Below are 12,556 nucleotides of genomic sequence, written 5' to 3'. Positions count from 1 at the left end.
TATATTTGCTTTCTTTTGAAAGGAAGACATGAACCAGCCACCGACCGACCGTACCCGCATCCGCCGCATTCCAACCAACGCGCACTACGACACGTCCACCCTGCACGCCATCATCGATGAAGCCTACGTCTGTCACATCGCCTTCAGTGACGCCAGAGGCGCGCACTGCATTCCGACCGCCTGCTGGCGCCAGGGCGACCATCTTTACATCCACGGTTCCAACGGCAGCCGCATGTTGAAGCGTTTGATGGACGACGAGTGCTGCGTGACGATCACGCATCTGGACGGTCTGGTGCTGGCACGGTCGGCGTTCAATCATTCGATGAACTACCGCTCGGCCATGGTCTATGGCCGATTTGAAGTGGTGGACGGCGACGCCGCGCGTCATGCCATGGAAGTCTTCATGGAAAAGCTGGCGCCGGGCCGCCAGGCGGAGATCCGCCCCGGCTCCGGCAAGGAATACGCCGCCACCACGGTGATGCGTATTTCACTGGCCGAAGCAGCCTGCAAAGTACGCGCCGGCGGTGTGGAAGACGATGCCGAAGACATGCAGTGGCCGGTCTGGGCCGGCATCCTTCCATGGGCGCGCACGGCGCTCGCCCCGCAGACCGACGCGGCATGCTCGATTACGCCACCGGCGTATGTACTGAACTGGACAAAATGTAGTTGAGCTACACACTCATTGATATTTGTGTAGTGCAAATACAACTCCATACATTTGCAGAGCGAGTAAACGCCAAAAGCACCCGGTTTACCGTGACACAACGGTAAACTTTGTTTGACTTGCATTCTAGTTTTAATACAAGATCGAATCGAAACGTCATAAGAACGTGATCATTCGAACTACACCTGGAGACTAAAATGCAGCTCAATCACCAAGAGCGCGGCCTGCGTGCCGCGCTCCCGCTCAGCCCTGTCGCCGCCGCCTGCGCAGTGCTGATTTCCGCCCTATCCGCTCCCGTTCACGCCCAAAACGCCGCCGCGCCGCAAGCCGGCGACGCCCCGGTTTCCACCGTGGTGGTGGCCGGCATCCGGCGCGGCATCGAGGATGCCATCTCGGTCAAAAAAGACGCGACCTCCATCGTTGAAACCATCTCCGCCGAGGACATCGGCAAGCTGCCGGATGTATCGATCGCCGAATCGATCGCACGCCTGCCTGGCCTGGCGGCGCAACGCGTGGCCGGCCGCGCGCAGGTCATTTCGATCCGCGGCCTGTCCCCGGACTTCGCCACCACGCTGCTCAATGGCCGCGAACAGGTCAGCACCGGCGACAACCGCAGCGTGGAGTTCGACCAGTATCCGTCCGAGCTGCTGAGCGCCGTCACCGTCTACAAAACGCCGGATGCGGGCCTGGTCGGCCAGGGCCTGTCCGGCACTATCGACATGCAGACCGTGCGTCCGCTGGCCTTCGGCAGCCGCACCTTCTCCATCAATGCGCGCGGCGAGAAAAACTCGCTGGGCAAAATCGCCAACACCAAAGACACCGGCCACCGCATCAGCGGCAGCTACATCGACCAGTTTGCCAACCGCACGATCGGCGTCGCGCTGGGCATTGCGCACATGGAGTCGCCCATCCTCGATAACGAAACCGGCACTTACGAGCCGTTCGACCAGAGCAAGGTGTCCGGCGTACCAGCGGGGACCTATGTCACCGCCGGCGTCAAGTCGTTGGCGAAGAGCGGAACGCTGAAACGTACCGGCCTGATTGGCGTGCTCGAATACCGTCCATCGAAAATGTGGACCAGCACCGTGGACATCTTCGCGTCCGAGTTCAAGCAGGTCGATACCAACAACCAGTTCGAAGTGAACCTGGGCGGCTACAACGGCAGCAACAACCCGGTGGGTTTCAATTACTCCACTGTGAATGTGGTCAATGGCACACTGCTGGGCGGCACCGCGACAGGCGCCTACCCGCTGGTGCGCGGCCAGTACAACAACCGCAAAGACCAGATCCGCACTGCGGGCTGGGCCAACCGCTTCAACTTCGGCAGCTGGACGCTGCTGGCCGATGCCAACTACTCGCAAGCCAAGCGTGACGAAACCTACCTGGAAAACAATCTGCAATTGCAGAGCGCCAGCGGCGGCGCCTTCAACGATCCGCTCATGACGGTCGGCTGGACGCCCGGCAGCTTCGCCAGGGTCGCCGGCACGCTCAATTACAGCGATCCGGCCAAACTGTTCACCGGTAACTCGATCTATGGCTACGGCAGCACCTACGCGCCGCATCTGAAGGACACGCTGAAAAGCTTCAAGCTGGTCGCGACGCTGCCGGTGCCGGATGTGCTGGACAACTACCTGCGCAACATCGACATCGGCATCAACCACAGCGACCGCACCAAGACCAAGCGCCAGCCGTCGGGCCAGCTATTCGCCAAAGGGAATCCAACCATTTCCAGCGATCTGCTGTATGCGCCGGTCGATCTGGGCTTCGCGGGTTCCGGCGTTGTGCCATCGTGGAATGTGCCGGCGGTAATCGCCAAATACTTCGATCCGATCAACTACAGCCTGGCCAACAACGCCGGTACCATCAGCCGCGCGTGGGACGTGACGGAGAAGATCACCACCAGCTTCGCCCGCGCGAATATCGACGCTGACTGGGGTGGCGTGTCCGTGCGCGGCAACGTCGGCGCACAGCTGGTCCACACCAACCAGTCGTCGCAATCGCTGTACGCTGACGCCACCACGGCCGCCCATCCGATCGAAGACGGCAAGAGCTACAACGACGTCCTGCCTAGCATGAACCTGGCCTTCGGCCTGCCGAACGACCAGACCTTGCGCGTATCGCTGGCCAAGCAGATCGCCCGTGCGCGCGTGGACCAGCTGAATGCCGGCTTCAACTTCACCGTCGATACCGGTACGCGTCTGCCTAGCGGCAGCGGCGGCAACAGCAAGCTCGATCCATGGCGTGCCAAGGCGTTCGACATCTCGTGGGAAAAGTACTTCGCCAAAAAAGGCTACGTCGCGCTGGCGGGCTTCTACAAAAAGCTGGACACCTACATCTACACGTTCTCCGAAACGCGCGACTTCTCGCAGTACACACCGGGCACCATTGCGATCACCAATATGGGCCAGTACACCACGTCCTACAACGGCAACGGCGGCATGCTGAAAGGTGCGGAACTGTCGCTGTCCTTACCGTTTGAGATGCTGACGCCGGCGCTGGATGGTTTCGGCGTATTGGCCAGCACCTCGTACACCGAGAGCGGTATCGACATCAAGGAAGTCAATTCGACAATCGGCAAGATCCAGTTGCCAGGCTTGTCGCGCAACGTCACCAACCTGACGCTGTACTACGAAAAAGCAGGCTTCTCCACGCGCGTGAGTACGCGCAAGCGCTCGGACTACGTGGGTGAAATCGGCAACTTCGCGGGCGACCGCCAGCTGCGTTACGTGGTGGGCGACAGCCCGGTTGACTTCCAGATCGGCTACACATTCAACGAAGGCGCATACAAAGGCCTGGGCGTGCTGCTACAGGTGAATAACCTGACCAACGAAGCTTACGAAACCTATGCGAACAGCAAGGACCGTCAGCTGGAGTATGCCAAGTATGGCCGTACCGTCTTGTTTGGCGTGAACTACAAGTTCTGATTCCGGCCAAGGATGCCGGCCCGCAGTCTGGGCCGGCTTTAGCCCTGCAGTGGCTTGCAGGGCTTTTTTAGGCCAGGTCGCCTTTACGCCTGGCGCGCTGATAGGCTGGCCGCTGTGAAACGCGTTCCAGCCAGGCCAGGATGTGCGGATACGGGTTCAGGTCCCACGGCGAGAAGTGCAGCATCGTCGTCACGCCAAATACATTCATGACATCCGCTGCGCTGAATTCAGCACCTGCAAGCCAGGGCGTTTCCGCCAGCCGGTCATTCAACATTGCCAGCGCGCGCGTCACGCGTTCATGGGCAAAGCCCATTGCAGAATGGTTGGCAGCGACACCAGCCAGGCCAAAGAACATCACGCGGCCCAGATGCGGCACCAGATTGCCGTTTGCGAAGTGGAACCAGTATAGGTAATGCGCAAAGTCTGCGTCCTGCACGGCAGGCGCCAGCCGGCCATTCCCGTAACGCGCGAGGATGAACTGGACGATGGCGCCGGATTCGGCGATGGTGACGCCTTCTTCGGTGGTCAGCAACGGCGCCGTGCCGGACGGATGGACGGCCTTCAGCTCCGGTGGCGACAGCAGCGTTACCGGGTCGCGTGTGTAGTGTTTCAGCGCATATGGCAGCTCCAGTTCTTCCAGGAGCCAGATCACGCGTTCAGATTGAGAGATGCCGAGATGGTGCAGGGTTAACATAGACGTTTTCCACGGACGGTGGTGGGTGAGAAACCGAAACGCTGGCGAAAACGCACAGCGAAACGGGAGGAAGATTCGTAACCAACCGATAGCGCGATTTCGGACACGGGATGCGTTGTGGCTTGCAGCAGCGTCAATGCGGTGGCCATGCGTGTATCCACCAGCAGCTCGCTGAACGAGGTACTTTCTTCTGCAAGCCTGCGCCGCAGCGTCGCTTCCGACAGCGCAAGCTGGCCTGCGACGCTGGTGGCGGTCCAGTTGTGGTCAAGGCGCCGGATAATCAGCGAACGTACCTTGAGCGAAATCCGTGGATCGACTTGCGGGCGATGTAGCGCGATGCCAGCTTCCAGCAACCAGTGCATGACCTCCAGCAGCCGCTGACGCACGACGGCGTCAGGAACGGCGCTGGTGAGCGCCAGTGCGCGGCGTGCACTTTCGAAAGCGGCCGCCAGGTCCGGCGATGGTTGACGGAGCAGCTGTGCCGGACCTGGCGCCGCAGCGTCGGTCATCGCGACGCGGCTGGCGTAATACGCATCCTCCAGCAGCGCTGGATCAACCACCAGGCAGCGTGCTTCGTATGGCTCGCCGTCCTCCAGGACGCCGTTATTGAAATCGACGGTATGGCCGCCTGCCAGGAGAATCGCCTGGCCGGGAAAGGCCTGCACGGATGGGCTGTCTCCGCAGCGCACGGTCTTGGTACCCTTGTCGATGAAGATCAGCATGGGCTGCTCGACACGGATGCGCAGTATCTCCAGCTCGCGGCCTTGCATCACATGCGCAGCAGCGCCCAGGCCTGCTCTGACGTGCATATCACGGTCTGGGGTATCAATGGACACGGCGTTTATCCGGTAGTTGGAACAGGTCCAGTGTAACTGCCCCGCGCCCTCAGCTTCGTGCAGGGCCGATCTGTTTTTGTGCCGATCCGATCAAAGCGCAGTCGCATTGGTGTTTTCGCGCTGTTCGCGCCACCACAGTCCCAGCATGCAAAGTACGAACAGCACCGCAAACGGCGCAGCCGGCAACAGGCGATCCGTCTGCGCGGCAGTCCGGCCTGCCGCCGGTGTACGCAGCATGCCGCTGCTGCGTGCCGCGTACTGCGCAGTCGCATCGCGGCGCAGCGCCCGCTGCCAGGCCGGCCAATCGTTAATAGCATAGATGTACTCCACGCCCGGAGCCTCCATGCCCGCTGCAGTGAACTGAAGCCATCCTGTCTTTTGCGGCCAGAATGCGGCACATACGCCATCCGCCTTGTCCGCGCGCGATTGCAATGCCATCGCAGCGTAGCCCTCAGCCTTCAGCGCCACACCAGGCTTCACGCCCTGGACGCACACCTCGCTGCGCAACCCGGGAACCGGCATGGGATCATGCATCTGCCAGGCGGTCTTCTGCATGCTATCAAGCGCAATACGGTCCATCGCCGACTGCCACCACAGCGCCAGGGCTTGCGGCGCGTTGATCGCATGCTTGTGCCAGTCCGTCACACCCAGCCACACCACGCGCCCTTTGCCCACACTACGCTGCCACATCCAGGGCTGTTTCTTCGTGTCCCGCGCCAGAACAGACCACGGCTCAGCAACGTTCTCCGCAGGGTTCAGGCTCGCTAGCGGCATGGTGAGTACTGCGCCGAACTGGCGCGCGTCCTCTTTTTCCGTCGTCGGCGATTGCGGATGCAGGGACAGGCCGAAGTCCCGCTGCCAGACACTGGCAGCGGCAGCATTCCCACCCAGGACAACCAGTGGAACACCCTGCCCTGCCTGCGCGATCAACGCAGCTCTGGCCGATGGACTCAGATGTTCGACATAGGCGGCGTCAACAAACATTGCATTCGGCCCGAGCAAGGGAGCACGCGCGGTTTCACTGCGCGTAATCGCTTTGCCGAGCGTGACACGCCAATCCAATATGGCACTGCCATCTGTCAGCAGTTGATTCAGCACACGCACATCAAACGACGGCGCATCAAAGCGGCCTTGTATCTGCAACGGCATGGCGTCCTTGACCTGCAGGGGAATGGGTCCTTGCGCGATGGTCTTCCCGTTCGCGTCCAACAGGCGTGCCTGCAGCACCATGGTTTCGGCAACAGGCGGCAGCCATTGCAAGGTCTGCTGCGCAGCCGCTGACGGCGGGCCGGAATCCGCTAGTACCTGCTTATTCTCGGCGAGCAGCTGCAAGCGCCAGGCCGCCTGCGCTGGCGACCGCCGCACCGTTAATGTGAAGATGCGGCCAAGGGAAATCGAACGTGGGAAGTCCAGCCAAAGCAGATCGGCAGCGGCAGGCGTCCATTGCAAAGGACGCGCAGGAAGGTCGCGCCACTCGGCTTCGCGTACGCCATCGCCGTTCAGCAGCACGCTCGCGGCCTTGGAAATCGCGACACGGTCGGCCTCACTGAGGCGGCCAGCAGCAGTATCTATTGTCACCGGGCTTGCAGCGCCAGGCTCCTTGCGTATGTCGGCCAGCGCAAATGCGAGCGATGCGCCGGCAGCGCATGCCAGCAGGGCATTAGTCCAACGCCTCCTGCGTCCGTACAGTGCTGCGCTGACGACACCAACTGCCAAAGCTGCCAGCGGCGGCGCCATCGTTGCCAGGTCATCCGGCATCATCATTTACTTTGCTCCTTACCGCTCCACGCCTGACGGAATGGTGTGTCTGCCGATGGACGCGCCTGCAACAATACTGGCGCATCGGTCAGGGTGCTACGCAACCACGCACGCAACTCGCCACGGCAAGGCACGCAGCCGTCCAGCACATCCTGCACCGCGCGCTGTGCACTGAGTTTTTGTTCCTGGTCGGCGATGCGTGCGGCAATCGCATCACGTGCTGCCTTGCTCCACAGTGCAGGCAACGCGCCTTGCTGTGACAGGGCCTGTACCAGATCGCGCACTTCAGCGGGCACAGTGTCGTTGGCGGCGCCCTGCTCGCGTTTGTAGCTCATCGCGCCGACGATGTCGCCGGTCATACGTTTCTCTTCTTTCAGCGCTGGCGGCACAAAGGCGGTGCGATGCAGGTACACGCGTTCTGCCGCCTGTAGTTCCTTGATGGCTTCCAGTGCCTTGTACTCCGGCGCCAGCGCGGTCTTGGGCGAGATGGCGCGCAGCGATTTCTCCGCATCCCACATGGCGGCCAATGCACGTTTCAGCACAGCTTTGGTTTTAGGATCGAAGATCGTGGCGTTATCTTCCTGATCGTGAGCGTGGCCGAATTCCCTCATGACCGACAGTTCGCTGCCGGGCCGCTCGGCGCCGCCATGATGCTCTTCGTGGTCGTGGTCTTCATCGCCGAACAGGCTGGATTCTTCGCCAAGGAACTGGCCGTAACGCAGACGCAGCTTGGCCTGATCTGAGGCGATGGTTTCGCTGCGGCTGCGTAGCGTGGCCGCTGGCATGTCGGGATGCGCTTTCAGGTCTGCCAACAGTTGCTCGGTATCGATGATGATTTGACGCTGGCTGCGCAGGTTCTCCGGCTTGACTGCGGTCGGCAGCGCTGTGGATTCCAGGCTTTCTGCTTCCGGGCCAGGCAGGCGCAAGGTGTAGGTCGGCGACTGGGTGGTGTGAGCCACCGGTGCGTTATCGGTGGCGCGCACGAAGAAGTAAAGCTCATCGCCCGGCTCCATGCCGAGTTCCGCCAGCGTCCACTGCTTCTTCCAGCCGCGCACTTTGGGGTCGCTGGATTGCGGCAGCGGTACTTCCTTGTCGCTGAAGCGGATGTTCTCACCACTGCCGCGCGCAAGTGTCATGTGCAGGCTGGCGCGAACGATGGCGTAATCGTCGCTTGCATTGACGGAGATCTGCACCAGCTTCGCGTCCCGTTGCAGGACGTGGATGAGTTCTGTCGGTTCAGCGATGGTAATTTGCGGCGCCTGATCCGCTGTGACACGGATGTTGTAGCGGGTTGCGCCGGCGCCGCGAGTGCGCCAGAACAGCGAGTCTTCAACGTGCATGGTCGCGCAATCCCTGGTGACGTCTAGCGTCTGCCCATCACCCAGTTCGACGACCGGCTGCGTGCCGGACGGATTGTGCACACACCAGCGGACTTCGGAGTATTGCGGGATCTGAATGTCACGCGGGCCGGTCTCGAAGGCTGCGGCGCCGGTGTATTTTGGCGGCGTAATGCTCAGATAAACCTCGCCATCAACGATGGGCTTATTTACCTGTTTGGCGGTGCCGGTCGGCGCAACAGCACCTGCTGGATGGCTGTGGTAGACCCATGCCGCACCGGCAGCAAGCAAACCGAGAATCAATGGCAGGATGGCGAAACGTGCATGCGCGACGGCGATGTTTTTGTAGTCTTCGGCAGTCAGGATGCTGGCCAGGCGCGCTTCCAGCCGTTGCTGCTGAAGTCTGGCGATGGGCGTTTTGGCTTCGGTGGCCAGCAAGGCGCTGCTGTCTTCCAGTTGTGGGACGGCTGCGTTCAGCCAGGACGTCCACTGGCTGGCCACGCGGCGGCGCCAGCGCACGGCATCAATGGTGATCCAGATAATACAAACGACGATGGCGACAAGCGAGAGCTGCCACGCGGTCTTTCCCGCGCCGTATGCCGGCGTCGCTCGCAGCGCAATCGCTGCGATGGCTAGAGGCGCCAGTACCGCCAGCCATTGCGGCGCACGTCGGCGCAATAACGCGGCCCAAAGGCGCTTATGCAGCTGGTCAGAAGCGCCGTGCATGGGTGAGTATCCGTTCGATCATGAAAAGCGCCAGCAAGGCAAAGGCCAGCCAGGCCGCTGGCGTGGCGTTGGAGATGGCTGGTAGCGCGCTACGGGCAGCTGGGAATGCCTGGGAGGGCGTGGCGTAAGCTGGTGCTGGGGCTGCCGCCAACAGCTGCCAGGTTTCGTACAGCGTGCGGGCGGTGTCGGCATCGCGCGGCGGAAAAGCGTCCGAGGTCCACAGGCGCCCGCGTGGCGTGTCGATGTATTTCAGTGTAATGCCGTTGATGGTCAACGCGGCCGCATTAGCCAGCTCTGGAAATGCGGAAGGCTGCGATGCGGATGCCGGAATCCACCAGTGCTGGGCGTGCCAATCCGCCGGTGGCGTGGAGTTTGGTTTGTCCCAGACGATCAGCGCCGTCTTGGCATCAGGCTCACTGGTCAGCGTGTAGTGACGGACGTTTTCGCCTGCGCTGCCGAAAGCGGTGAACAGGGACTGCCATGCAGCGGCCCGCGTCTGCTCGGTGACCATGGCGACGTGGTATTCGGCCCGCGTCGCGGCAGCGGCGTTTGAGGCAGCGGAACGAAGCGGCTGCGTACGCAGTTCCAGCTGGTGGTTCAGTTGCGGCATGCGCGCCGGCATAGGAATCTGTTCCGCGCGGGCGACGATCAGCAATTTGGCGGACGGGCGCCAATCGCGTTCATTCTGGAGCAGCCATGGCATCGCGTCAGGCGGCAGATCCATGAGCGAGGACGCGCTGAAGCCGGCGGCGGCGATCTGCTGTTCAGCCCAAGCTTTGTCTGCACCTGGATCGATCAAGACAGTATCGCCGCGCCATGGGAAGATGGTCGCCGCCAGCCAGGCGATCAAAGCCACCAGCATCAGGCAGCGCACCAGCAGCAGTAGCTTGTCGCGCCATTGCCAGACACGCAATTGCTCCGGCGGTGCAGATGGCAGGAAGCGCGCGGTGGCCAGCAGCTCAGCCTTGATACGCTGACGTTTTTGGCGATGCCACCAGATCGGTAGCAGCAGTACCGGCAATGCCAGCCACCAGAACGGATAGGAACTCAAGATCATTTTGCCCGCGCTCCCGCCAGCTGCAGCCAGCTGCGCAAGACGCCACTCAGAGGCTGCTCGATGCGCGCCTCGTAGTGGACGATATTATTTTGACGGCAGCTCGCCGTCACACCATCGAAGTGCGCGCGGCTTTGCTGCCTGTAGTGTTCACGGTCTGCATTAGTCATGCGGTGCAAGCCGTCGTTCTGTTCAGGGTCGCGATAACCAGCGCCGGACTTGAACGAAGCATCCACCTCCGCCTGCGTGCGCAAGGTCAGCAACCGCACATCGTGCCGCATGTTCCGCAAGCGGAGCAAGGCTGCGCTCAGTGGCGACGGCCAGTCGAGAAAGTCGCTGACGGCGAAGATCATGCTCGGTGAGCGGGCAAAGTGAAGGTTCGCCTTGAGTACCTCCGCCGATGGCAGACCGCCGAGTGGCTGTGACTTGCTCAAAGCCGCCAGCACGCGCTGCAACTGGCGCGGCCCACGCGAGGCCGGTGTGAACTCCACTTTGCCACCGGTGCAAACGACCAGGCCGAATGCGTCGCCCTGACGCTGCGCGATTGCCGCCACGCAAGCGAGCACCGTTCGCGCGAACCAGAGTTTATCGACGCCATGGATTTCGCGGCTGGGTTCCGCCATGGAGGCAGTAGCATCCAGCCATAGCCAGATAGCGACATGGCTGTCCCGCTCCGCTTCGCGCACGAAGTAGCGGTCTGCGCGTGCCAGCAGCTTCCAGTCCACGCGGCGCCATTCGTCGCCGGGCGCATACGCGCGGTATTCGGAAAATTCTACGCCCGCGCCGCGTTCGCGGCCCGCATGGATACCGTGCCCAAGACCTGCCAGCACGTGACGGATCACGAGCTCCAGATCCTTGGTCTGGGCCATCATGGCCGTCATGGCAGTAGTCTCGCCAGCCGGCGAATTCAGGGTCGAAGACATCGCAGCTTAGTCTGGGCGGATATGCTCACGCAGCGCTTTCAGGATATCGGCAATCGCGATGCCATCCGCTTCCGCTTCGAAGTTGCGCAGCACGCGGTGCGCCAGCACGGGCAGCAGCATGGCAGCGATGTCGTCGCGCGTGACCGCCAGCCGGCCTTGCATCAAGGCGCGCGCTTTGGACGCCAGCACCAGCGCCTGGCCTGCACGCGGGCCTGCGCCCCAGCCGATATGCTTTTTCACCGCAGGCACCGTGGTCAGTACCGGGCGCGTCGCACGCACCAGCCGCGTGGCGTAGGCAACCAGGTGATCGCCGATTTCGATATCGCGCACCAGCTGCTGCAGGCGCAGCAGCGTTGCCACATCCATCACCGGCTCCGCGTCCTTCAAGCCAGCGTGCGTGGTCGCGGAAACCATCATGATCTCTTCTTCTTCGCTCGGGTACACCACGTCGATGCGCAGCAGGAAGCGGTCCAGTTGCGCTTCCGGCAGCGGATATGTGCCGGCCTGCTCGATCGGGTTCTGCGTCGCCAGTACAAAGAAGGGCTTGGGCAGCTTGTGCGTCTGGCCGGCGAAGGTCACTGAGCGCTCCTGCATCGCCTCCAGCAGCGCCGATTGGGTTTTCGGCGGCGCACGGTTGATCTCGTCCGCCAGCAGTACTTGCGTGAACACCGGTCCTTGCTGGAAGCGGAACTCGCGCTTGCGCGTCGCATGGTCCTCTTCCAGAATCTCCGTGCCGACGATATCCGACGGCATCAGGTCTGGCGTGAACTGCACGCGATGGAAGTCCAGCTCCGTGGCCTGCGACAGCGACTTTACCAGCAGCGTCTTGCCCAGGCCCGGTACACCTTCCACCAGCGCATGGCCGCCCGCCAGCAGGCAGATAATCAGCGAGTCGATCACGTTTTCCTGGCCGATGATCACCCTGCCCATGCTCGCCTTCAGCGCCTTGACCTTGGCGGTCAGTTCGCCGATTTCATTTTCGCTCCAGGCGATCCCCTCAGCCATAACTACGCTCCCAACGCATATTGAATAATGTTGACCGCAAAGCGGGTGTTGTCGACCGCGAGAAAACGCTTGTTGCGGAAGTCATAATCCCACTCGCAGCCGTAATCCTTGTTGCTGTACAAAAGCCGCACGCGGCCACCCACCTCAATCGCCTTCAGATAATCGTGTACCAGATCGTCGCCCCAGCCATTCAGCTCCACGCCGGTATTGGGCGGGCCATCTTCGAACTTGAAGAAGGCCGAATAGATCGGGTGATTGTTTGGAATCTTGTGCAACGCCTTCGGCCCGAAGATACGGCCGATTTCAGCCTCGAAGGATTTCGCAAACAGTCCGTCAACATCGTGGTTGCAGTCATCCACGAACAGGAAGCCGCCACCTTTGATATAGCGTTCCAGATTCTTGCGTTCGGCCGCCGTGAACTGCACCAGCTTGTGGCCAGCAAAGTAGCAGAACGGCGCCTCCAGCATTTTCGGATCAGACAGCGCGACGATGCGTTCAACGGGATCCACCCGCAAGGTCGTATATTCGACCAGCGAATTGAGCACGTTGCTGGGCATGCGGATATCCACATCCCAGTCGCCCGACTCGTAGGTCAGGCGGGTGAAATAGAAATCGTACGAGGCCACGCGGCTGGA

Annotated in this window: 10 protein-coding genes; 2 read left to right on the top strand and 8 right to left on the bottom strand. The window is 61.7% G+C overall.

Annotation, left to right across the window (positions count from 1 at the left end):
* Nucleotides 1-28: 28 nt before the first annotated feature.
* Both BUA36_RS26750 and BUA36_RS26745 read left to right on the top strand, forming a co-directional pair.
* Nucleotides 29-670 (top strand): pyridoxamine 5'-phosphate oxidase family protein, encoded by a 642-nt coding sequence (locus tag BUA36_RS26750; RefSeq protein ID WP_072789401.1) that lies wholly within the window; start codon nt 29-31, stop codon nt 668-670.
* 191 nt (nt 671-861) lie between these two features.
* A complete protein-coding gene (locus BUA36_RS26745) occupies nt 862-3,588 on the top strand; it encodes a TonB-dependent receptor (RefSeq protein ID WP_084560362.1) in 2,727 nt (908 codons plus the stop codon).
* A gap of 67 nt (nt 3,589-3,655) precedes the next feature.
* On the opposite strand, the gene BUA36_RS26740 is transcribed toward BUA36_RS26745, so the two are convergent.
* The 8 genes from BUA36_RS26740 to BUA36_RS26705 all read right to left on the bottom strand — a co-directional run bounded on the left by BUA36_RS26740 (nt 3,656) and on the right by BUA36_RS26705 (nt 12,547).
* Complete coding sequence (locus tag BUA36_RS26740; protein WP_072789398.1) at nt 3,656-4,282, bottom strand: glutathione S-transferase family protein; 627 nt, start codon at nt 4,280-4,282, stop codon at nt 3,656-3,658.
* Entirely contained in the window at nt 4,276-5,118 is an 843-nt protein-coding gene (locus BUA36_RS26735; protein ID WP_139260705.1) for a helix-turn-helix transcriptional regulator, read from the bottom strand. Before BUA36_RS26735 ends, BUA36_RS26740 begins: the two co-directional genes overlap by 7 nt.
* Before the next feature lie 90 nt (nt 5,119-5,208).
* Nucleotides 5,209-6,882, bottom strand: a complete 1,674-nt coding sequence (locus BUA36_RS26730; RefSeq protein WP_072789392.1) for a hypothetical protein — start codon at nt 6,880-6,882, stop codon at nt 5,209-5,211.
* Nucleotides 6,879-8,939, bottom strand: coding sequence for a DUF4175 family protein (locus BUA36_RS26725; RefSeq protein WP_072789388.1), 2,061 nt, complete (start codon nt 8,937-8,939; stop codon nt 6,879-6,881). The genes BUA36_RS26730 and BUA36_RS26725 overlap by 4 nt, the downstream gene beginning before the upstream one ends.
* On the bottom strand, nt 8,923-9,996 hold the full coding sequence (locus tag BUA36_RS26720) for a BatA domain-containing protein (protein WP_072789385.1): 1,074 nt from the start codon (nt 9,994-9,996) through the stop codon (nt 8,923-8,925). Before BUA36_RS26720 ends, BUA36_RS26725 begins: the two co-directional genes overlap by 17 nt.
* The gene (locus BUA36_RS26715; RefSeq protein WP_072789383.1) at nt 9,993-10,916 is read right to left on the bottom strand and encodes a DUF58 domain-containing protein; all 924 of its coding nucleotides are present in this window, start codon (nt 10,914-10,916) and stop codon (nt 9,993-9,995) included. The genes BUA36_RS26720 and BUA36_RS26715 overlap by 4 nt, the downstream gene beginning before the upstream one ends.
* A gap of 6 nt (nt 10,917-10,922) precedes the next feature.
* Nucleotides 10,923-11,921: an AAA family ATPase gene (locus tag BUA36_RS26710; protein WP_072789380.1), complete on the bottom strand. Its 999-nt coding sequence runs from the start codon at nt 11,919-11,921 to the stop codon at nt 10,923-10,925.
* A 2-nt stretch (nt 11,922-11,923) separates the two neighbouring features.
* A complete protein-coding gene (locus BUA36_RS26705) occupies nt 11,924-12,547 on the bottom strand; it encodes a DUF4159 domain-containing protein (protein WP_072789377.1) in 624 nt (207 codons plus the stop codon).
* Nucleotides 12,548-12,556: the final 9 nt, after the last annotated feature.

The organism is Duganella sacchari (assembly GCF_900143065.1).
Taxonomy (GTDB): domain Bacteria; phylum Pseudomonadota; class Gammaproteobacteria; order Burkholderiales; family Burkholderiaceae_D; genus Rugamonas; species Rugamonas sacchari.
Note: the sequence above shows the minus strand (reverse complement) of the source record. Positions and strands in the feature narration are given on the sequence as shown.